This is a genomic window from Fibrella arboris (genome assembly GCF_041321095.1).
Lineage (GTDB): Bacteria > Bacteroidota > Bacteroidia > Cytophagales > Spirosomataceae > Fibrella > Fibrella arboris.
The window spans coordinates 449,040-471,737 of record NZ_JBGGWE010000004.1 but is presented as its reverse complement, the minus strand read 5'-3'; the positions used below and the strand labels follow the sequence as shown (position 1 = coordinate 471,737).

Annotated in this window: 14 protein-coding genes; all 14 read right to left on the bottom strand. The window is 54.4% G+C overall.

The annotated features are described in order from the left end of the window. Positions 1-11 precede the first annotated feature (11 nt). The gene (locus ACAW75_RS09525) at positions 12-3,167 is read right to left on the bottom strand and encodes a hypothetical protein (RefSeq protein ID WP_370728462.1); all 3,156 of its coding nucleotides are present in this window, start codon (positions 3,165-3,167) and stop codon (positions 12-14) included. Next, complete coding sequence (locus ACAW75_RS09520; RefSeq protein WP_370728461.1) at positions 3,164-6,616, bottom strand: DUF6603 domain-containing protein; 3,453 nt, start codon at positions 6,614-6,616, stop codon at positions 3,164-3,166. The genes ACAW75_RS09525 and ACAW75_RS09520 overlap by 4 nt, the downstream gene beginning before the upstream one ends. Positions 6,617-6,628: 12 nt before the next feature. Further along, on the bottom strand, positions 6,629-8,995 hold the full coding sequence (locus ACAW75_RS09515) for a S8 family serine peptidase (RefSeq protein WP_370728460.1): 2,367 nt from the start codon (positions 8,993-8,995) through the stop codon (positions 6,629-6,631). A 291-nt stretch (positions 8,996-9,286) separates the two neighbouring features. Further along, positions 9,287-10,627 (bottom strand): hypothetical protein, encoded by a 1,341-nt coding sequence (locus ACAW75_RS09510; protein WP_370728459.1) that lies wholly within the window; start codon positions 10,625-10,627, stop codon positions 9,287-9,289. 120 nt (positions 10,628-10,747) lie between these two features. Next, positions 10,748-12,043, bottom strand: coding sequence for a metal-dependent hydrolase family protein (locus ACAW75_RS09505; RefSeq protein ID WP_370728458.1), 1,296 nt, complete (start codon positions 12,041-12,043; stop codon positions 10,748-10,750). 85 nt (positions 12,044-12,128) lie between these two features. Beyond that, positions 12,129-12,554, bottom strand: a complete 426-nt coding sequence (locus ACAW75_RS09500; protein WP_370728457.1) for a hypothetical protein — start codon at positions 12,552-12,554, stop codon at positions 12,129-12,131. Positions 12,555-12,647: 93 nt separating this feature from the next. Further along, the gene (locus ACAW75_RS09495) at positions 12,648-13,040 is read right to left on the bottom strand and encodes a hypothetical protein (RefSeq protein WP_370728456.1); all 393 of its coding nucleotides are present in this window, start codon (positions 13,038-13,040) and stop codon (positions 12,648-12,650) included. A 139-nt stretch (positions 13,041-13,179) separates the two neighbouring features. Continuing rightward, a complete protein-coding gene (locus ACAW75_RS09490) occupies positions 13,180-13,632 on the bottom strand; it encodes a DUF4920 domain-containing protein (protein WP_370728455.1) in 453 nt (150 codons plus the stop codon). Between the two features lie 93 nt (positions 13,633-13,725). After that, positions 13,726-16,959, bottom strand: coding sequence for a DUF7948 domain-containing protein (locus ACAW75_RS09485; RefSeq protein WP_370728454.1), 3,234 nt, complete (start codon positions 16,957-16,959; stop codon positions 13,726-13,728). A gap of 168 nt (positions 16,960-17,127) precedes the next feature. Further along, on the bottom strand, positions 17,128-17,766 hold the full coding sequence (locus ACAW75_RS09480) for an ABC transporter ATP-binding protein (RefSeq protein WP_370728453.1): 639 nt from the start codon (positions 17,764-17,766) through the stop codon (positions 17,128-17,130). Between the two features lie 104 nt (positions 17,767-17,870). After that, positions 17,871-18,662, bottom strand: a complete 792-nt coding sequence (gene lpxA, locus ACAW75_RS09475) for an acyl-ACP--UDP-N-acetylglucosamine O-acyltransferase (protein ID WP_370728452.1) — start codon at positions 18,660-18,662, stop codon at positions 17,871-17,873. Positions 18,663-18,784: 122 nt separating this feature from the next. Next, positions 18,785-20,179, bottom strand: a complete 1,395-nt coding sequence (locus ACAW75_RS09470; RefSeq protein WP_370728451.1) for a bifunctional UDP-3-O-[3-hydroxymyristoyl] N-acetylglucosamine deacetylase/3-hydroxyacyl-ACP dehydratase — start codon at positions 20,177-20,179, stop codon at positions 18,785-18,787. Positions 20,180-20,284: 105 nt separating this feature from the next. Then, a complete protein-coding gene (gene lpxD / locus ACAW75_RS09465) occupies positions 20,285-21,310 on the bottom strand; it encodes a UDP-3-O-(3-hydroxymyristoyl)glucosamine N-acyltransferase (RefSeq protein WP_370728450.1) in 1,026 nt (341 codons plus the stop codon). Between the two features lie 124 nt (positions 21,311-21,434). Further along, complete coding sequence (locus tag ACAW75_RS09460; protein WP_370728449.1) at positions 21,435-22,679, bottom strand: HD domain-containing protein; 1,245 nt, start codon at positions 22,677-22,679, stop codon at positions 21,435-21,437. Between the last annotated feature and the right edge of the window lie 19 nt (positions 22,680-22,698).

The following is a 22,698-nucleotide window of genomic DNA, read 5'->3' as shown; positions in this document are numbered from 1 at the left end:
TAGTGAGTGGTTCAGCCTACACCTTCCAGCATTTCAGTGGCGTGGACGGCTACTTTCACGGGGGCCTGAAACAGAATGTAGGCGAGGCTGGCAGACTGGGTGCCCCAACTGTGGGCATTGTCTTCTGTGCGTTGCTGCACGTCGTCGGGGTCACTGGGCATCGGTCCGTTGAGGTGTGGCGTGTGGGCCGGGTCCAGCTGAAGGATATCCAGTTGGTCATAGGCCGTTCTTGAGGGCACCAGATGCCCCCAGGTCAGGTCATTCCACAGGCGGATAGCTGGCGGACTGGCGAAGTTGAACGCCGGATCTGGCTCGTCCATGCCAAAACGGGGTTCACCGGGACGCTCCATCACCACAAAATACCAGCCGGGGTCTGTATCGGTGCCGCGCGCCTGCGCCAGCGTGAGATCGAACCCAAAGCACTTTACATCGGGTGGAAATTCGCCGCCGAACAAAGGTGTTTTAAGGATATCCGTGTTGTAAACTACGTCGGGATTCACTTCCAGCGTTTCGTCCATTTCGCGCGTTTGGGCGGCCTGGTTGAGCCATTTGGCCCGCTGGGCAAACACCACCGTGTTCGGGTACCGTTTGAAAAGGTCGCTCCGAATGGTCAGCACCACTTTTTCGGGGGGCTTTATGCCCGAAGCAGGGGGCGGGTTGGGGTGCGCACCCAGCTGGGTACGTTTCCCCCAGGTGTGCAGCTTCGGAATGTCTTTCTCGGCTTCGGCGCGCTGCTCGGCTGTCAACGTCGGATTGGGAACGGTAAAGCCATTCTTTTCCCAGAACGTGCGGAAATAACTTCCCCGCTGGTCGGTGGGATACTCGCGCCACAGCAGTTCGCGGCCCATCTCGTGGTTCAGGCCAACCATATACGATTCAACGAATGGTGAATTGGTGAGCAGCAACGTGATCTTATTGGGCGGAAGACGGCCAATTCCAGGACAAACGTTATCGTTACCCAACTCACGCAGCGGACGGTACATGGCTTCTTTGAAATCAGGGTACGCCATCACCGGCACGATAGCTTCTGGCAGCCGGGCGGGCGGAATGGTCTGCAAACCGGGCAAGATGACACTGGCGGCAAACCGGCGGGCAATGGCTGTGCGGGGTTCTATTACGTCGTAAACTCGTTTCTGTACCCGCTCGAGGTTAAGCGGTAGGGGCACCGGAACGGGCGGTGGCAACGTACCTGTGTGCCTAAACAGATCGCGGGTAGCCAGTTTAAAACGTTCTGCGTCAGGACTGTCGGGGCCTAAGTCGGCGAAAATGCCCGTCAGTATGTTGCTGCCCTGCGCTGGCTGCTGGGGGGCATTGCCTGCAACTACCTTAAAGCCGGGCCGCGGTGGTAGTTTATCGACCAGGTCGGGCGTTAGGGCAGGCGCGGTCAGCACGTCCTGCACCTGCTGCGCTTGCTTGGCATACCGAATCAGCACAAAAGCCACCACCGACAGAATACTCACCAGTAACGCCACCAGCCAGAAGCCTGTAGCCAGACAGCTACTACTGATCGTCAATCCGATCAATAGCGTAAGCCATTCGTTCAACCCGGCCAGTAGTGTCCGCAGCCAGTCGGGAAGCCAGCTACCACTGACCGACCCGTTCACTACAGCCGTATAGCTAGTCGTATCGGCGGGTTGCGGGGCTGGGGGGGCTGTGGTTAATGTGCCGCTGTTTAATCCCTCTACCAGTTCTGCCGGCCCTACAGTGCCGTTCCAGCGCCGCATGAGGGGACCACCGGGCCGGATTATTCGCCTGAACGCCCCGCTGAGTGCCGCCAGCGGTAACTGACTCTGCCCAATGGCGTAGCGAATGGTTGTTGGGCTGTTGGTTATTTTAGTATGCATCAACTGCGTGATGCCGAGCGCTTTGGCGGGCGACAGGGTCGCAAAATGTTTCACGAACAGGCGCTGCCCTGCCTGCATAGCCAGCTGAACCAGGCGGATACGCTGGTTCAGCTCGTTCACCTGCTTCACCTGTTCCCAGGCTTTTCGCATGTAGGTTTCCTGGTTGGTTTGCACCACCTTGGTGCCAAAGCCTGCGGCTGTGCGGTTTCGTGGGTCGCGGTTTAGCTCAGTCAGCCAGGAATCCTGCTCAGGTACGTTGGTAATCGTTATCTGTTTTTCCAGAATATGCCTGGCCCCATAAAAGGGCACCGTGATGACTGACTCTGTCTTGCCGGTCGTAACCAGCGTTTCGGGCAGATTGATGAGTCGTTCCAGCCCGGTCTGGAAATCAGACAGCGGCGCTGGCGGATTGGGCCAGTTGTCCGACACCATCAGGGGTGATTTCAGGGCGCCCTCCAGGCCAAGCGTGGTGTCGGGCTCGGTCCATTTTGTGCCAAAACCGGGTGTCGAGACGTCCATCTCGCGCCGTCCGATGTCTTTATCGGCGGTATACGGTTCCAGCAGGGTGAGCAGGTACTCAAAGTCCCCTGCTTTACCGGTGTGAAACGACCAGCTGTAATAGTACGGAAAGGCTGCCCCTGCCACTTTGCCGACCCAGGAGACATGGCCGAAAACGGTTGCATCATCAACCGCTTGCCCCAGTCCGGCCAGCCGCCCCAGTTCATAGGTAGGGATCAGAAATGCCTGGTAGGGCGTATCGGGATGCAGTTTACGAGCGGCAAACAGCCGCGAATAGGCCCGGTCTGGGTTTTGTTCCACCACCGTATCCAGCTCACTTGCCTGCTGGATGGCCCCGTTCACGTGTACGTGTGCCCAGGCCCAGAGCTGATCGGCAGGGGGAAAAAGCAGACTGGCGTCGGCCAGGATCTTGATGGATGGCAATGGATGGCTATGCTCGTCGGTGTCAAACTCGCCGGGCTGTAGGGCGATCAGCGTGAGCCAGGGCGGCAGCAGGGCGCCGTTGGGCAGGCGGGGTGTATACCGCCAGGGGAAATCTTCTTCGTAAAACTCGATGAACGCCAGGTAGTTCGGTTCAAAATCGGTGATGCCGGGCCGTGGCTCCGTCCGAATCACCATGTCGGCGTTCATACCAATTATATCCTGGGGGGCAAGCACCTCAACGGTTTGCGAAACCGTTTGCCCGTTCACAACGATGCCCAGTTCTACGGCCGCCCTTGTGCCTGTAGCTGCTACCGGCGACAGGCTGTTGACAAGGCCTTTTCTGGCCCATGACAGAAACGTGTATTGGTTCGTAGTGCTCATAGGGCGAGTTGATAGGCCGATACCACTTGAACAGTTCCCTGAAAACCAGGGTTGTCACGCACCACTGTCTGCATAGCGGCGTGGGCCGATGCTTCGTCGTCGAAAACAGGTGTGGCCGTTACGGGGGCCAGCGAATCAATAAAGCTCACGACATATTGTTCGGGCTTCACGGCCATGACTGGCGGGGCTAACGGCGATGCCGACCGGCTGGCCATTGACAGCGACGACTGCGCTACAGCGTTGCCGTTCAACAGGGTGGTGAACAGTTCTGCGCGCAGGTAACGAAGTTTGCCCAGGGCCCGCGTCAGTTTCTTCTTTACCAGGTATTTAAAGTCATAGCGGATCGTGCGAACGGCCGCAAACCCAATCATAAATCGGTTCGACCCAGCTAGCAGAATACCGCTGTCGAGTTGCTCAAAGGCTTTCCGGCTCAGTTTGGCCGCGTCATCCATTTTCACAAACTGCGCTACGGCAAACTGCTCTTTTACCGCCTCCAGGCCAAACTCATGGCCGTTGCTATCCCGAACGTGCTCGACGCGAAAGGTTTTAACGTTGTCGGCTATTTGCTGATTACCAAGTAGTTGAATGTCTATGTTGAGCGGCACCAGCTTTTGGCTGACCGTCAGGATGCCAAATGGGTGAACGATCAGCTTGTCGGCGTCGGGGCCGTCTGCGGGCCGCTCACGCAGGCTGACCTGCTGGTGCGAATTGGCGGGAATCAGCGCCTGCCAGTTACGTTTATCGCCGAGAGCGGTGACCAGCCTGGGTAACACATTCACCGGTGGCAGGCTGGTATCGGTACGATCCCCCCAGCTGACATCGAACTTGATAGTCGCTGATACGCTGAAGAACAGGAACGACACCGATACCCGCGCTGATCCGTAGGCACGCCAGAGCGAGGGGCCTTCGAGGGTGAGATCCAGCCCAACGGCGAAGAGCGTCACACCGGCAATTTTCGCTGACAATGCCGCCTGAATACGGGCAATGAAATGGAAAGGCGAAAACTGGATCAGCACGTCGAAGGCCAGAAACCCTTCAATGCTGGCAATGGCTACCGACGCATACAACTCCAGCTTAGCCCCGAACTGCACGGTATTGGCCGTGATGGCGAAGTAGGCCTCAAGGCGCAGTCGTGGGTTGTCGCCATCCAGGAGGGCAATAGTGAGCCGGGTAAGGGCAGGCAAGCCCATGGGCGGCGGTGTGAACGCCGGGTGGAAACCGCCGACGGAAAGGACAAAATTGGCGTTGGCGCTCCAGTTGATCAATAGCAGCATATCGCCCGCGAGCGTGAAGGCCAGCAGGCGCGAATCGTAGATCGACGCGAAGAAAAAGAGCTGTTTTTTCTCGAAATCGAGTACGCCAATGAAATTGACCTGGATCTTGATAAGCGGCAGGTGTTCTTCTGGCAGCAGACAGCGAATAACGCCCAGAATGGCGATACGAACCGGGTTGGCGACCTCGATGAGCAGACCCAGCTCAACGGTAATAAGCGTTGGCGTGCCCCAGCCCAGCTTACCCATTGGCCCAAAAACGAACTGCCCGTTTCTGGGCGGGAAAATGGCCCCGATCGACGCAATGATCGTGGGTGCATTGGCCACCACATCGGTCGGGAACAGGATGTAGTTGAGCGATCCGTCTTTCACCCCGGCTGCCAGCCGTTCAACCACCATGGTACGGTTCAACCCCAACAGACCGCCTACACCCAGTAGGGTAAACCCAAACCCGAGCTGAATGGGCGGGAATTCGGCGGTGATCAGAATAATCAGCGAAAAGCCCGGTGAGCCATCAGGCATTTTGGTGTTCAGGATCCCGATGGCTTTTACCGAAAACAGCGACTGGAATTCGAGTTCCAGCACCCCGGCATATTCCCCCTTGTCGACGTTTATTTTCAGGAAACCACCGCCTTTGAATCCGCCGCCGTCGAGCGAGAGACCAATGCCATTGGGCGGACTGAACGCAAAGTCGATGTTGGCAAAGCCGAGGTTACCACCGCCACCAGCCGGAAATGAAATCGGAATGTCGGTACCAATGTGGTCAACAACGGCTTTCAACGGACCCAGGTTGGTACTGAACTGTGCCGCGACGCCCAGTTTCAGGGGCGCCGCCGTTGAGAAGCCGATCGAAATATAAAGTCCCTGCACCTGAATAATGGCCAGGTCGAGGTGCATCGGAATGAAAACCTCGACGCCACCACTGCCCTGTAACCGAAGGCCCTCTGTGGGGCTCCACGTACCCAGCAGTTCAATGGCGGCTTCAAAACGTACTCCCGACAGCAGCGATTTGATGAAGCCATCGCCCTTTGAAAAGTCGATAATCAGTTTCCCTTCATCAACCCGAAACTGGATGGCTGGGGAAAGTGTACTGCCCGACGTACCCAGTCTGGCATCGATACCCACGCTGCCACCGATGGTTTTGGCCTGTAGCCTTGTTCCGCCCGTATCACCGATCAGGATGATCCGTTCGTCGCCTGGTTTCTCGGCCCTGATGCCCGCCAGAATAGTCAGTTTCAGGTTGCCGCTGGGTGGTTGAGCCGTGATCGAGAAGGGTGGTCGTAACGTACCTGACAGGCCGCCAACAAAGGCTGCTTCCGCGCTGAGCGTCCCTTTCCACAGGTCAGAAATCGGGATATTGTCGGTGCGGGTTAATTCGCCCGGCAGGTGGAAACCCCATGTTATGCCGGGTGGGTTGACCGTTGGGTCGACCTGGAGATGGAAAAACGTGGCATCGAGCCGTAGGGGCTGACCCGTAGTGTTGATCAATGTACTGGGCAGGCCGAAGCCAGTCAGTAAGTGCTGAAGCCGACTGAATAGGCGTTGGCCATCGAAGGCGGCATCGCCCAAACCGAACGCCTGCTGAAATAACTGATCGGGATGTTGCAGCAGTAATCCGATCCGGTCGACATAAAAGCGGCGCGGCAGACGGGTCTCGGGAACAGGTTGGGTTTCGAGCAGGCTGGGCGATTCCATTTCCTTGTCGATCAGCCCCAGCATAGACAAGGTCGTTGTCAAGGCGGGTAACCGCTGGTCAAGGTACCCGATCAGCATGTACTCGATGGTTCGGCTAGCCAACGTACCTGCCAACTGATCAATGGCGGCCCGTTCGCTGGCCGGTAGCCCCACGGCCGCCGCCGATAGCTGCGTGCCTATAGCTTTTAGGTGGGCAATCAGCTGGTTGACTGCGCTGATAAGGCTGGCAGTAGCCAAGCCGATAGGGCCGACATTGTCAGCGGCTATCGCATTGCCCAGGTTGGTAACCAGCGCAGGCAACTGCCCGGCTGTGGTGGCAGCCGTTGAGAAGGCACTCATTACGGCCGCATTGGCAGCAACCGACGAGGGCAGCTGAAGCCCAAGCCGACTTGTAAAATCGGGTTGTAGCAGCGTTGCCAATGGTTGTAAAGCTTTCCCCAGTTCATGCGTGAGGTGGGCCACGGTGCCAGCTTGTGTGGGCATACTGGTCAGGATCTATAAGGTTGCTTCAGCCGTTGTTACCAGTATGGTCGGCTCAGTTTGCTCCAGCAGGTTCACTAACTGGAGTAATGAGCGCCCGCTTTCGACCAACGCCAGCACAGGGCTAAAGCGCTGTAAATCGCTGACCAACCCGGCGCTCCCATAGCGTTGCAGAATGGCCTGCATCCGGTCTATTCCCTCATCGAGTGAATGGCCCCCCGCTGTGGCCGGAATAGCCATAGTCGGCATATCGATCAGTTGCAGGGCAACACGTACCCAGGCCGGTCCACCGCAGCGATGCCAGACCGTTGCTACCCGTTTGTTCGTGTTCACCAGCGTGCTGATCTCGCGTCCGTAGCGGTCTAAGAGGACTTCCAGATGCGGCCAATGGGGGCTACGCACTACCCGGCGCTGGAGTAATTCGATCTGGCTGGGTGGTGGCGCCATAAATGGCGTGGGGGGCGGGGTGGGGCCGGGGGGCGGGGGAGTGGGGGCCGGTGCGAAGTCGTAGGATGCTTTCACATCCAGCTTGCCTTTCCCCCACCCCAACTGATCGTCTACTACCGTCGTGGCAACAGCGCGAGCCTTATTGATCAGGCTATCTTTGACCTGTACATGGGTAAGCGCTTTATTTTTTTGAAACAGCAAGGCGGCTGCCCCTGCCACATGCGGCGCTGCCATGCTGGTGCCGTCCAGGTTTTTGTAGAAACAACACCGGCAACAGAGCCAATTGCAACACCCCCGATAATCACCACTATCGGTTGACACCACGCTTACGCCCGGTGCCGTAATTTCAGGCTTTTGACCGGGACCCAGAGCCACTCCCCGGCCCGAAAAGTCAGCCAGCTCGTCAGTACCGGCGGTATAAGCCCCTACCGTAATTGCCTCACGCGTGGCCCCTTCCGTCGACAGCGTACTCTGAGTGTTCGTATGGTCTAAAAAATAGGGCGGGGGTACCTCGTTATGCCAGGACCCGTAGAGCCAGAACGCATCGAAAAGGGTGGCAACGGGGGTTGTACTCTGTAATTCAAGCGTCCAGTCACCTTTTCTATTCGTTCCTTTTGTGGGCGGAATCAGCGCAATTTCGATCTGATTCGGGAAGCTGGTGATCTGAACCGAGCCTCCGCTGCCATTGACTGTATCGGTGAACGTTTTGGTCGGGTCGGTGCTGATCACCCAGGGTGTTGGGGTAGACGTTTCTTCAGACGATAGACGTACCCGCAAGTTGTCTCCCGTGTAGCGCAGGGTCATCTGGCGTCTTTGTTTATCATCTTTTCCGATCTTGAACTTAAGTGATAAACTGGCTGTCGGTCCGGCGGGAACAGTGGCCCTGGCGTGGAATTTACTGTTGGCGTCGTTGCCTGCCGCGAAGACAATGGCAGCACCGGTAGTATTGGCTTTCAATAAAGCATCTACCGATTTCGACTCACCGTTTTCGCCAGTCAGCTCGGCCGAGTATGACCCGAGACTCAGGTTGATCACAACTGGCTTACTGTGCTTCTTGGCCTCATTCAGAATATAAATGATCGCATCGACCATAGTGCTGCCTGCACCCGTTGGTCTTGGTTTTTCATCGTCGCCTTTAGTCAGGCCCCATAAACGGACAACGATCAGCTCCGCGGCTGGGGCTACACCGATGTACGTATAAGGTCCATGACAACGCCCTCGCTGTATGCCACTACCCCCCGCTATTCCCGACACGTGTGAGCCGTGGCCATCTTCATCTTCGTGGCGAATCTCGGGCGTTGCCGAACCGTTGGCCAGGTAAGCATTGATTTGCTCGCCCGTGTATTCAACGCCGTAATTCAGACTGACAGGGCGGGCGGGGTGGGTAGGGTCGGCTCCTAAGGGGATGGTAATAGGTGATCGGGGAGTGGCCTCACCAGTGCCGGCGGCCAGGGTCTGGTCCCATACACTCAGCAACCGTGTCTTATGGTCGGGGTGGCTACGGAAATTATGACTCCGGTACTCGATCCCCGTGTCGATGATGCCCACAATAACCCCCTGTCCTCCGTTTGTGAACGCATCGCCCGTTCGGGTCCAGACCTGGTTGGCTCTTATATCGGGAATACTATCGTTCAGAAACAAATTTTTCCGGCGCAGCTTCGTAATAGACGCTGTGGTATCGAGCTGGTCTATGCGATCCAGCGCAGCCAGCGTGGCCTGTCCGTAGGCTACCGGCCCCACCACATTGGCGATCTCCATACCGGCTGCTTCAAGCGCATCGGGAGTGCCTGTAAACTGCACATAAATCTGAACGAGCATGGATGCGCCGGGCACCACTGATTCGGCCGTATCTGCATCCAATGGCCGGGTCTGCGCTTGAGATTGCTGCCTGTACTGGTGTAGTAAGGAGTGCAGTTCGGGATCGAGCCGGGCCATAACTGACGTTGAGTTAGGAAGTGATTAGTACATAGCAATGAATGTAAACTGTTGATAATGAGTAGGCCGTATGTATATTTTTAAACGGATGCTGTAATTTATTTAGCGTACGCCTAACGCGAAGAATATGGGCCAACCGACGACAAAAGCGCCTGGCCGGTTACCCACCAAACTGAATTCGGCACGCGATCAGTTTAGTGGATAATCGGCCAGGCGCTTCGCTAACCGGCCGTTTTTGGCCGGTTGTCAGGGAATGAATTTTTAAAACGAGTGATACAACAGCAAGGCTTGCTACGGCTCAGGTACGTACCAGAATGGAATAGCGACAAGTTCATCGGAAACTGACTGGCCTGGTCGGAGGATCCCTACCCGAAGCAGGTTACGGCCTTTGATGAGGTTGCCCGGCACAAGCACCGTTTGCCAGCCGCGTTGCTGCATCGTGCCGGCTTGACCAAACAGTAGTTCGGGACGAGCAAACACTGAATCGTTGACCGTTAGCCTGATAAGCTTGTTGATCTGCTGATTACTCCAGGCAGCGTACTGGCGTCGTACTTCCTGCCTCGACAGTGAATCGGGCCAGACTGGCTCCGGGGCTACGCGCGCCAGCAAGGTGTCGAGGGCTTTGGGGTAAGCAATGAAGAGCCGTAAATAAGGTTCACGAATTACGTCGGCCTGAATAGCGGCTACGTCGATAAGCTCACCCTCAGGTCGTTGGTTATCGTAAGCGTCGGGGTCTACAAACAAGCTATCTACCCGGGCCGAATACAGGTGACGGCTGTTGAAAAAAGAGCTACGCCGATTGCTACGCGCCTGATCAGCGGTGTATTCAAGAAAAAACACTAGGCCAAACACGGTCATAAAAATCGCAAACGTGCGCGTAAAGCGTTGCTTCGGTATGTGACTGTAGAAGGTGTTTGTGATGTACGACGAAGGCTTGTGGATACCCAAAAACAGTAGCTGGAAGGCCTTCGTCAATCGGTAGTGCAACTTCGTGCCTGTTGGGTGTTCTCGTACGTTTTTCAGGCTCAGCACGATCAGCGCGATGTAAAAACAAACGACCAGCACACCCGCCCCGATTTTAACGCCCTGCCAAACCTGCGCCGATACGTTTGGCTGAATGAGCATGTACGCTACCAAGCTCAGCACATAAAATATGCTGATTATAACCAGAAAAAACACAAACTGAAAAGCAAGGGCAAACACGATATTACACCGCTTGTCGAGCCAGAGAATGTAGCGATCGAGCGGGCCTAGCTCGTCGGCCATCCGTTGCTGGGCGAAAGGTGTTGAGAACGGTATGCGATCGTAATGAATGCCCGACGGGTATACGGCCAGCAGCCCCACCAGCCCTACCCAAAACGCCCGCATGACGAAGTTGGCCAGGAAAGCGGCAAAAAGTACATAAAATGTAGCGCGTATCATGCTGTACGACAGCGATATAAGTACTTGTGGTATTCCCTCCGTATTGAGCAGGAAATTGTGTTGCAGGTAACTGAAGGCCGAATCGAGCAGGTCGGGTAGTTGCAGAATGGCAAACATCGCAACGCCCGAAATGGCCAGTTCGAGGTTCCAGCTCTGGGCGGTCAGTTCCCGTAGTTTTTCCTGCTCTTCAGGTTCTAACGATGAAGCCATAAAGTGTCAAGTGTTGAGTGTCAGGTGTCAAGTATCAGGTGTCAAGTGCTGTGCTTACCCACCATCTGGTTGATAAGCACAGCACTTGAAACCTGACACCTGACACCTGACACTTAACACCTATTTATACTGCTTGCCGTCTTTCATCACGAACCGGACGGCCTGCAAGGTTTTGATGTTCTGGATAGGGTTTTCGTCAACGGCAATGATGTCAGCGAACTTACCGGGCTCGATCGAGCCGATCTGCGCATCCATGCCCAGCAGTTTGGCATTGGTCATCAGGGCCGACCGGATGGCTTCGACCGGCGGCATGCCGGCCTCGACCATGTATTCGAACTCTTTGGCATTGTAGCCATGCACATACACGCCTGCATCCGTGCCGAAGGCAATATTTACGCCTGCTTTGTAGGCTTTGGCAAACGTGGCCTGAATTTTCGGGCCAATGGCCAGTGCTTTGGGTGTCACCAGTGCCGGATAGTAGCCAAACATACGCGCCGAATCGGCCACGGTTTTGCCCGCAATGATGGTGGGTACGAAGTAGGTGCCCATCTTCTTGCAGATAGCTATGGCCTCATCATCCATGTACGTACCGTGTTCGATGGTCTGAACGCCCGCGCGGGCCGCCCGTTTGATGCCTTCAGCCCCGTGGGCATGGGCGGCAACAGCAAAGCCATAATCTTTGGCCGCTTCAACAATAGCACGAGCTTCTTCTTCCGTAAACTGTGGACCAGAACCGTCTTTTGCATTGCTCAGAACGCCGCCCGTAGCCGTAATTTTGATTAGATCGGAACCGTCTTTATACCGCTGACGAACCGCTTTGCGGGCTTCATCAGGGCCATTGATCACACCGTCTTCAGGGCCCGGATCACCCATGAGGTCTTTCCGGTAGCCGTTGGTCGGGTCAGCGTGTCCTCCCGTAGTCGCGATGGATTTACCCGCCGTCATGATCCGTGGGCCATCCACCAGGCCCCTGTTCACCGCATTACGCAGCGATACGTTCACGCCGGTTCCGCCCAGATCGCGTACGGTGGTGAAACCGGCCAGCAGCGTTGTTTTGGCGTATTTAGCGGCCTGAAAAGCAACATCAGGTACGTTCATTGTAAACCGGTCGACCAGGCCGCCCCGCCGGGTCTCTGTTTCCAGGTGCACGTGCATATCGATGAGGCCCGGCAATACGGTTTTACTTTTCAAGTCGATTACCCGATCCTGAGCAGTTGGGGCCGTGTAGCCTTTCTGGATCGTTGCGATCCTGTTGCCTTCGACCACAACAGTCATTTCGCGTTGCAGGTCGTTGCCCGTGCCGACAAACAGATTGCCGCAGTGAAGTAGTGTGCGGGCTGGCGCGGCCGTTTGGGCCAGTAGAGAAGACGTGCCCAGGCAAAGCCCGAGCAGTAAGGACAAGTAGTAACGGTTCATGAAGTTGATTTGAAGGGTACAAAAAACGCAACCTGTTTGGGTTGCGGCCTTGAAGATAGGAAAATGATCGGTACGCCTTCTATAATCAGAGGGGGGCAAGCTGAAGAATAGCGCGTCCCAGACGACTTTGTTCAGTTTCACCGATATATTGCCCGCTCAGAATCACTTTGTAGAGCTGGCCCCCTAGCCGAACGCCTGTCGAATCACTGGAACTAACGTCGCGCCGACCCTGGCTATCGAAAAAAGCAAAAAGGCGTACCGACTGGCTTTCCCGATCACGTACCAGGCGAAGTGATGCCGATACGTTGTCAGGGGCAAAGCAGGCTGCTGGTTTAGGGCAGATGGATACGCGTATAGTATCCGCAATGACAGTTAGGTTCGATGACGTAAGTACTGGTTTACCTGTCTGTATCTCTACGTAACCGGCCGGAAGTGGCGGTACTGACGCATCCTGCTTGCAGGCATACGCTACCGTGATAATAGCTAGCAGAAGGGCGACAGACTGGTTCATGGACTGGGTTGGCTTAGGAAAATAGAGCTGTTTGAGCGTTCAGTTTTGTCACCCCGACAACGGAGGGATGACAAGAAAGGCAATGGTCATTCGTTACAGCTTCGACACGTCAATAACGGCTTGTGGAGCAGGCGATGTTTGATTGGCTGTCGGGTAGGGCGTTACGTCACGCAGGATCACTTTGTACGTTGCTCCCGACAAGACGACCCCCGTCGAATCGGATTTCTTTCGGGTACCGTTGGCCATGTCGGGTCCCAGCACCAAACGTACCTGGGCCTTATCAACGTCTTTCGACAGGCTTGCTTTCACCACCACGTTACCTTCCCAAAGGCAAACTACGCCCTGCGGACAGCGGCTGTCATTGAGCGAGTCGACCCGAACCGTGATGTCATTTTGTAAACGGCCCGACTGGTAAGCACTGAGCGTCACCCGGTTTGTGGGCGTCATGTCTGTCGATTTACAGGCATAGGTCAGTAGTGATGCCATGAAAAGAAAAGCCGCCAAAGATTTTTGTGAGTAAGTCATACCAAAAGCAGATTAAATCAGAAAAGCGTAGTTCATACCGCCACTGCCGCATGCCTACGCTTTTATTGACCCGACCAATAAACTGATCGTTGGAATCGATTTATTGTTTTTTAACAATCACGCCATCGGCCACAAACGTGAGGGCTTTCTCTGGCTCAGTAATCTTCGCGATTTCTTCTTTACTCTTGCCGGCATCTTCAGCATAGTGGCGCAACTCATCAACGGGCGTAATGCGTTGAACAGCAGTGCCCTGCATAACTACTTTCTTGCCGACGATGTCTTTCGGAACGAAAAAGCCGTAATCTTTAAACGACACGCGCATGGTTTGGCCATCAGTCGTATTCACCTTCATCCAGCATCCTTTAACCTTGCAGACCGATTCAACAGTGCCTTCTACCTTCGCGGGCATCTCCTTCTTATCAGCCATCGTAGCGGCTAGCTGAGCGGCGGGAACGGCACCCTTTTCAGTGATTCTTTTCCCGTGGAAAGAATCCTGGGCCGACGCGCCAATGGCGAGCCCCATCATAAGGGCCAGTGTTGCAACGAGTTTCATGTTAGTTTGTGTGTTTATGATACAAAGGTAATAGTTTGAGGTTTCAGGTGTCAAGCTTCAAGTCTCAAGCTTCAAACCTCGAACTACTCCCCCTTATTCCAGCACCTCGATCCAACCTTTGCACTGGCTGCCACCGGGAGTAGTGAGCAGGTAGAAGTAGGTGCCGTGGGCAATTTTACGGCCCCAGTCGTTGGCGTAATTATCGGTTTGAAAAAGCAGCTTTCCCCAGCGGTTATAAATGGCTAGTTTGGCGCCGGAAAACCCAACGTCGAATACGTCGTTTTTACCGTCTTCATTGGCCGTGATAGTGTTGGGGATCTGACTGAAATCTTCGTAAATAATTGGGTACGTCAGCGAAATAGCGCAATCATTCTTCATCGCAGTAACCACAATTTCATAGGTACCGGATCGTGGATACCGGTAATTCTCCGGCACGCGCGTTCGGAGCGTATCCCCTGTGCCCATAACCCATACGAATTGGTTGGCCCCAACGGTTGAATTGGTGAAGGCAAGCCGGGTGGGTTGACCACAGTCGGGCGTTGCCTCAACGCTAATATTGGGTTTAAACGTGTTGTCGGCACTCACAGTGACGGTCCGTGTGACCGAACAACCATACTCGTTGGTGATCGATACACTGTAGGTAGTCGTGGTTTTAGTTGCCACCAGGATACTGGCCGAGGTTGGATTGGCTAGTCCGGCCGCTGGTGACCATAAATACGTTACGCCGCCCTGCGCCGTGAGTGATACAGGCCGGTCGGCGCAAAGCGTGGTGTCTTTGCTTACCCGAAAGGCCGACGGTAACACGGTGATTAGCTGATCGGTTGAGTCAACGAGTTTGCAATTCAGTGGATTATAGGCACGCAGTCGAACAAGGTATTCGCCGGGTCTATCGAAGGTGTAGGTAGCAGCAAGCGGGTCGGTTGATTGCACTTTACCCACAATTTGCCATTCGTAGCGACGTCCACCGATGCTGGTATTCTGGAAGTTCAGCGTCAGTGGTGCGCAACCGGTAACCACATTTTTTCGGGTACCCAGGTACGTATCGAAGGTAGCTTTAAGCTTATCGGTGTCGAACTTGAACGCAATGTTGTTACAGTTGGAGTTGCCGCGTGTTTTTGACCAGGCAGTTGCCGTGGCCGGAAACAGGTTCGAGCGACAGCTACAGGCTGCATGGTAGATCGTGCCATCCTTATCGAACCGGCACGTGCCGCCATCCACATGGTCGCCATCAGACGTAGCAGCGGCGGCCGACCGGGTATCGCCCATAAACGTGCCGTACAGCAATGATTTGGCGTTGCGTTCCAGTACGCCAATCCAGAAATTACTGGCACTGGTAACAGGTTGATAGGCATCGGTCGTGACGGGTAAACCGGTGGTGGTACTGAACGCGTTGTAGCCGTTCAACACGTTGACCGACCCGCCCCACCCGGCAATGTAAATATTACCGCAGGAATTGACCAGAAAAGCCGTTGGCGAAATGTCGGGGCCCGTTACCGATCCGTTTGGCTGCAAGGCCCGCCCGGTACCAAGCACCGTAGAGAAAACGGTTTTGCTTAGGTCAGGTGAGAGGGCGTGAATAAACTGACCGCTCCGCGCATTGGTATACACGTTTGCCGAAACGGGGTAAAGCCCTTTGGTCAGCCCCAGCACGTGCGGAACATTGTCGGGCCCAATATCAACCAGATCGGCCACGTCGGAGAAAGACGTGCCCAGGTACGTTAGCGCCGTGATGGTACCATTGACCAACCGCGCCAGGTACCCATCATTCAACCCGGCAAGTTGGGGTTGCAGGCTCCCGGCGGTGCCGAGGTTCGTGCTGAATGTGCTCCCGCATACATACAGCGAACCATCAGCGGCAAGGCGCAGGCCGTGGGCTTCGTCGGCATTGTTGCCGGCAATTCGGGTCGACCAGCGAAGTTGGGTCAGGTCAGCCGAAAGCCGGCAAACAACACCATCGAACGTACCTGATAACCTCGACCCGTCGGTCACCGGAAAATCAGTCGACTGCGAGCTGCTGGCCAGGTACACATCATCGTCGGGACCAACGATAACCTCGCCTCGAAACTCATCGGAGTAGTTACGGATGTATGCATTGCCCGGAACCGGATTTAATCCGTCGTTATTCGATCCGCCCAGCAAGGTGCTGCCTGTCAATGTTTTGCCATCGCTGCCCAGTCTGACAATGAACAGATCGCTCGCCAGGTTGTAGCCGAGATACCCCCCGTAGACGGATGTGCCACCGCCCAGAATGGATGTCAGTGTGCGCTGAAAAGCCCCGGCGGTGGTGGGAAAAGTGGGGGAGGCTGTACTGCCCATCACAATTAGCTCGCCTTTGCTATTCACAACGGCGCTGTGCGGTAAGTCGGCCCCGCTACCGCCCAGGTTTACGGCAAAGAGCAGTTGTGAACCATCGGGTGAGAACTTCATGATACCAACATCCGTTTGTCCGGCGTAATCGACCTGAAAGGCACCAGTCGTTGCGGGAAAACTAGTACCCCAGACCGAGCCTGCCACATAGGTATTGCCCTGGGCATCGTAGGTGGCCGTGTGACCGAAATTGTCGGCTCGTGAACCTGAGAATGTCGTAAAGACCAGTTCCGGGTCAACGGTCAGGGTTTGTGTGTTGTCATACCCTTTTGGAAACTCGAACCGGGCTACCTGCCCTGTCAAAACCCAGCGAGTGGCTACTTCGGTGGCCTTATCGGCCCGGGTGACAAAGCTATAAGGGGCATTTTCCCGAAACTCATTCACCGACGTTTTGATAATCAGTCGGTTGTCGAGGAGAGAAAGCTGCTCGGCGCCGGTGTAGGCCAGTTGAATACTGGCTGGATTGGCACCTGGCTGCACGACGAACTCGTACTTTAATGTTTCGTAATAAGCGTAAATCCGCAGGTTGATACCGGGGTAAACGTCATGGTAGATCACCTCCGGAAAGCCCCGAATGCCGCCTGCCCACCGCGAAAGATCGTTGCCGGTAAAATAACTGAACGACGTACCTACCGGATTGACGCCCTCCATATGCCCTGAACCAGACTGATTCAGCAACGAAACCGCGACGCCGTGTGCTCGTATGGTAGGTGAAACGGGGTCAGTTGGGGCCGCAGCTGCATGGCGACGGGCTGTTTCGCGGGTATCGTAAAAAACGTAATGAAGCCCGCTTTTTTTCAGGAAAAGAAAACCACCCGGCAGATCGGCCCTGAACAGAACATCGCTCGCCCACTGCCCCTTGTTCTCAACAAACACCACCCCCGATGTGGTGCCTCCGGGGGAAGACCAACAGGTCAGGAAGGGTAAAAACAAAGTGATCCAGAGTAGAATAAAGCGCATAAGGGCAGGGTGAGAAGTAACCTTACCTAAAGCTACAAAAATTATTCCGCGCCCGCTGAACCGTCGATCTTTTGGCTGGCTCCGGTTGCTTAGGCACTATACCGGAATACTGCCGCCAGACCAGATACGTTGCCAGACAAACTGGCATTCAGTAGTTTTTTTGGCCATTTATGAACGCTTCCACTGACCGACATCGAGTACGTTCGGGCAGAAATCGTATTCTGCGGGCTGATTGGAGCCGATCAGGAGTAAGACCGGGGGCGTTGTTGCGGGATCAATCAACCGGCTGACCTGCTCGTGATACCAGGCGGCGCCCTGCCGGTCGAGGTTCGAGGTTGGTTCGTCGAGCAGGACGATACTGGCTTCTGAGAAAAACGCGAGCCCCAGCTTAACCCGTTGCTTCATGCCCGACGAAAAAAACTTGATCTCTTTATCCCGGGCGTGGGTAAGTTGCATCTGATCGATCAGCTCAAGCGATGCTGTACCATGCCGAAACGGTTTGAACCGTCGGTGAAAATCAAGCAGTTCGAGCAGCGTTAGTTCTTCAATGAGCTCGAGATAAGGCGCCGCCAGAATAAGGTGACGAAACCAGTTTTCGTCGTCGATCTTTTTGTTCCCGACCAGATACGTTAACGTACCTGCCGACGCGGGCTGCATACCGGCCAGTACTTGCAGTAGCGTCGATTTTCCACTACCGTTCGGGCCAACAAAGGTGTAGCTGTTTCCGGCCGAAAGCGTTAGATCAACGCCCCGGAAAATCCATTCCCGGCGGTACTTTTTGCCAATCTGTTCAGCTATAACTTTCAAGTTTGCAGGTTGCAGTTTACAGTCCTCAGTTGCTTTGCCAGGTAGCAACGCATTCAGCAAGCAGCGCAACTTCAACCGGTGAACTGCATACTGTAAACGGATCTTTATTCCCCGCTGCCTCCACCTGGCCCTTTCATGATACCGCGCTCCGAATTCCGGATGAAGTTGAGCACTTCGTCGCGCTCGGCAGTGGCCGGTATGTCAAGCTCGATGCGATTCAGGGCTTCGGCGTTGTTGAAGCCGCGCAGGAAGATGTAGCGGTAAATTTCCTGAATCTCGTTGATCTGCTCGTTGCTATATCCCCGGCGACGAAGTCCGATAGAATTTATGCCCGCGTAGGATAATGGCTCACGCGCCGCTTTCGTGAAGGGCGGAACATCTTTACGCACCAATGATCCGCCAGATACCATGGCATGCGAACCAACTTTAACGAACTGGTGAACAGAGCTCGATCCACCGATGATGGCCCAGTCGCCCATGTGTACATGACCCCCCATCTGCACATTATTGACAATGATGCAGTGATCGCCAATCCGGCAGTCGTGGGCTACGTGGGCATAGGCCATTATGAGGCAGTTGGCCCCGATTTCCGTGCGCCAGTGCTCTTCGGTTCCCCGGCTAATGGTGGCATACTCACGAATGGTGGTGTTATCACCGATGATGGCTTGGGTTATTTCACCATTGAACTTTAGATCCTGAGGGACACCGGCAATGACGGCACCTGAATAAATTTTACAGTTGCGACCAATGCGTGCGCCAGAGTTGATGACGGCATGAGAGCCAATCCAGGTGCCTTCTTTGATTTCAACGTCCTTGTGGATAATAGCGAAAGGCTCAATCACCACATTCTGAGCAATCTTGGCTTCGGGGTGGACGTAGGCTAATGGTTGAATCATTCTGAAGATGGTTTGCTGTTTACCGTTTACCGTTTACTGTTGCTCCGCTTGCTCAGGTACGTTCAGATTAGCAGCGCACCGCAGCGGCGGACCGCAGTAAACAGTAAACAGCAGACAGTAAACTATTTTTTCTTTACCAAACTGGCGATCATGTCGGCTTCGCAGACCAGATTATTATTCACATAGCCACGTCCCTGCATTTTTACGATGCCGCGCTTCATGGGTGAGCTGAACTCACAACGGAAGATTACGGTATCGCCGGGCAATACGTTGCGACGGAACCGACAGTTTTCTATACCGATCAGGTAAGGCCAGTAGTTTTCAGGATCTGGCACGGTACTTAGAACCAGTATACCACCTGTTTGCGCCATTGCTTCCAGCTGCAATACGCCCGGCATAACCGGATTGCCCGGGAAATGCCCGGGAAAGTAAGGTTCGTTCATCGTCACGTTCTTGATGCCGACCACGCTGCTCTCGTCGAGCGCAACGATTTTGTCGATCATCTGAAACGGATAGCGGTGAGGCAGTAACTGCGTAATGCGGTTGATATCGAGTACGGGCGGCTGCTTGGGATCGTACTGAGGCACCTGGTTCTGAGCGTTCTTTTGAATCAGGCTTTTAATTTTCTTGGCAAACGCTACGTTGGCGGCATGACCCGGCCGGGCGGCCAGGATCTGCGCTTTAATGGGCCGGCCGATCAGAGCCAGATCACCAATCATGTCGAGCAGTTTGTGGCGGGCCATTTCGTTGGGATAGTGCAACTGCAGGTTATTCAGGATACCCGCCTGCTTGTTTACGCCAACGCGTGGCTTGTTCAGTAGCTGGGCCAGATGATCGAGCTCCCCTTCATCAACGTCCCGGTCAACGATGACAATGGCGTTGCTAAGATCACCCCCTTTGATCAGGTTCTGCTTGTAGAGGGCTTCCAGTTCGTGCAGGAACACAAACGTGCGGCACGAGGCAATTTCCTGCGAAAAGAGCGTCAGGTCATTCAGCGAAGCATGCTGGCTGTTGATCACCTGCGAGTTGTAATCGACCATCACCGTCAGGCGATAATCATTCAGCGGCAGGGCCGCAATCTCGATGTCTTTTTCGGGATTCCGGTGATGAACAAACTCAGTGATTTCGAAGTACTTCCGGTCGGCGTTTTGCTCTTCAAGACCGGCAAACTGAAGGGCTTCCACGAATTTGATCGATGAGCCATCCATGATGGGGGGCTCCGGCCCGTCGAGCTGGATCAGGGCATTGTCGATCTGGAGACCAACCAGAGCCGCCAGCGTATGCTCGACAGTATGGATGCGGGCCCCATTCTGCTCGAGCGTAGTGCCGCGCGACAGGTCAACGACAAAATCTACGTCGGCATCTACTGTTGGCTGACCCGGCAGGTCGATCCGCTGAAATTTATAACCGTGGTTTGCAGGCGCCGGCATGAACGTCATGGTAGCTGACACGCCCGTGTGCAATCCTACGCCCGATACCGAAACGGCTTTTTGTATAGTTTGCTGTTTAATATTCATCGTAAACTGTTTTCTGTCTTCTGTCTTCTGTCTTCTGTTGCGTTGCTATATGATATACCAGATGAATAGCGCAGCAACAGAAGACAGAAAACAGAAGACAGAAAACTAATTTTGTTTTTTTTCTAATTCATTAACCCGGCGTTCCAGCTCGGGCAACCGACGGAAGATGGCCTGCGAGCGCATATTATCACGAAGCAGAAAGGCTGTTGATCCATTCAGCGAAACGCCTTCTTCCGACACACTCTTGCCAATGCCCGACTGGGCACCAACTTTAGTACCATTGGCAATGGTGAGGTGACCGGCAAAACCGACCTGACCCGCGATAACGCAATTCTCGCCAATCCGGGTTGACCCTGAAATGCCCGTTTGGGCGGCAATAACTGTATTACGGCCAACCTCAACGTTATGACCAATCTGAATCAGGTTATCGAGTTTGGCTCCCTGACGAATGATGGTAGACCCCATGGTGGCGCAGTCGATGGTCGTATTGGAGCCAATACTGACGTAATCCTCTATAACTACGTTGCCCAGTTGGGGAATGGTTTTGTAGGTGCCATCGGCCTGAGGCGCAAACCCAAATCCATCTGAACCAATAACGGCGTTGGGGTGGATGATGCAATGACGGCCAATAACCGTGTTGTCGATAAGTTTGACACCGGAATGGATAATGGTGTTATCGCCGATGGTCACATTATCACCAATGTAGCAGTGCGGGTATATTTTTACGTTTTGCCCAATCTTGCATTGCTTGCCGATATAGGCAAACGCCCCCAGATAGCCCCGCTCGCCCATGCTGCTGCTCTCATGTATGTAGGACGGCTGCTCGACGCCAACGCGTGCAAAACTGATTTGCCGATGGTATTCTTCTAATAATTGGGTGAACGCCAAATAAGCGTTTTCGACCTTAATCAGCGTGGTAGAAACAGGCTCACGTGGTGTAAATGAGTGGTCTACAATGACAGCAGACGCCTGAGTACTGTATAAAAAAGGCTCGTATTTCAGGTTGGAAAGGAAGGAAATACTACCGGTAGATGCCTCTTCGATTTTAGCTAACTGGCTGACCGTCAATGTGTCATCGCCACTAACCTCAGCGTTAAGCAGGGCAGCTATTTGCCTGACTGTGAACTCCATAAGCGTTTAATAAGCCGGGAACTAGGATTCCGTCTAAGTAGACGTTAGGTTCGCAAGGTAGCCAACAAATTGCACTATTCGTATAAATGGTCATTTAATTCAATTTATTGTTTGTGCTGTCTAATCAGGAGCGGGCAACAACCCAATTCAGCTCGCGTGCCCAGCAAACGTAGTGGCGTCTGACGATGGTAGAGAGCGCACCAATGTTGGCTAGATCCGACGCATCGGCAATATCACGCACGAGTCCATTCTTGAATTTGATCCGAATAGAGTCACCCGTGGGCAGGTAAGCGGCATTCGTCGCCTGGCCTTCAACCAGAAAATAAGACAGTTCATCGTCGGAAAGCCCTTTGCGGCGAAGTTGCTGGGTCATCTCTTCGACCAGAACGGGCTGGAAAGGCTCGGTCGATAGGATAATCTTGAATAGCCGCCGATCGAGCAGCATCTGACAGAGTATGGACAGAACCGGATCAGGGTGCGTGGCCCAGGCTTTAACGCAGGCCCAGACGTCGTAATCATCGATCTGGGTAAAGGCCTGCAGGTACGTTGGATTTGCCCTGAACTCATCGATAGAGATGCTTTCACGCAGGAACATCAGAAAGTCGGGCAGCGCGTCAATTCGTTCGCCATTGCGCGCCAGAAAGCGAGCCCGTCGAAGAATCTGCACCAGCATGGATTCGCAACAGATCGACGTTTTATGCAGGTAGACCTGCCAGTACATCAGCCGCCGGGCATTCAGAAAATTTTCGACGCTAAGAATCCCTTTATCCTCCACAACCAGCTGATCATCGGCCAGATCGAGCATTTTAATGATTCGCTCCGCCCCGATGGCGCCTTCCGCAACGCCCGTATAAAAACAGTCGCGATTCAGGTAATCCATCCGGTCCATATCTAACTGGCTGGATATCAACTGGTGGAAGAATGGCCGATGATACGTGCCTTCGAACATTTCGATCGCCAGTGACAAGGCACCACCAAACTGCCGGTTCAGGTCGTGCATCAGCATCAGTGATATTTCCTCGTGGTGTATGCCTTCCAGAATACAACATTCCAGCACATGCGAGAACGGGCCGTGGCCTACATCGTGAAGAAGGATGGCAATCTGAGCGGCTTCGCATTCGGCCTCCGACAACTGATTTCCCTTACTGCATAACGTACCGGTGGCCTGCCCCATCAGGTGCATAGCCCCCAGGGCATGGTGAAAGCGGGTGTGCAGGGCGCCAGGATATACGTATTCTGACAAGCCTAACTGTTTGATACGACGAAGGCGCTGAAAATGGGGATGTTCAACCAGATCGAAGAGTAACGGCGATTGAATGCTGATGAAACCGTAGACCGGGTCGTTAAGGATTTTCTTCTTGTTGGCCATGGGCTAAAGGTAGCAGGTC

Coding starts and splice junctions, on each gene's coding strand:
- ACAW75_RS09525 (WP_370728462.1), bottom strand. CDS start 3,167: ATGAGCACTACGAACCAATACACGTTTCTGTCATGGGCCAGAAAAGGC.
- ACAW75_RS09520 (WP_370728461.1), bottom strand. CDS start 6,616: ATGCCCACACAAGCTGGCACCGTGGCCCACCTCACGCATGAACTGGGG.
- ACAW75_RS09515 (WP_370728460.1), bottom strand. CDS start 8,995: ATGGCCCGGCTCGATCCCGAACTGCACTCCTTACTACACCAGTACAGG.
- ACAW75_RS09510 (WP_370728459.1), bottom strand. CDS start 10,627: ATGGCTTCATCGTTAGAACCTGAAGAGCAGGAAAAACTACGGGAACTG.
- ACAW75_RS09505 (WP_370728458.1), bottom strand. CDS start 12,043: ATGAACCGTTACTACTTGTCCTTACTGCTCGGGCTTTGCCTGGGCACG.
- ACAW75_RS09500 (WP_370728457.1), bottom strand. CDS start 12,554: ATGAACCAGTCTGTCGCCCTTCTGCTAGCTATTATCACGGTAGCGTAT.
- ACAW75_RS09495 (WP_370728456.1), bottom strand. CDS start 13,040: ATGGCATCACTACTGACCTATGCCTGTAAATCGACAGACATGACGCCC.
- ACAW75_RS09490 (WP_370728455.1), bottom strand. CDS start 13,632: ATGAAACTCGTTGCAACACTGGCCCTTATGATGGGGCTCGCCATTGGC.
- ACAW75_RS09485 (WP_370728454.1), bottom strand. CDS start 16,959: ATGCGCTTTATTCTACTCTGGATCACTTTGTTTTTACCCTTCCTGACC.
- lpxA (WP_370728452.1), bottom strand. CDS start 18,662: ATGATTCAACCATTAGCCTACGTCCACCCCGAAGCCAAGATTGCTCAG.
- ACAW75_RS09470 (WP_370728451.1), bottom strand. CDS start 20,179: ATGAATATTAAACAGCAAACTATACAAAAAGCCGTTTCGGTATCGGGC.
- lpxD (WP_370728450.1), bottom strand. CDS start 21,310: ATGGAGTTCACAGTCAGGCAAATAGCTGCCCTGCTTAACGCTGAGGTT.
- ACAW75_RS09460 (WP_370728449.1), bottom strand. CDS start 22,679: ATGGCCAACAAGAAGAAAATCCTTAACGACCCGGTCTACGGTTTCATC.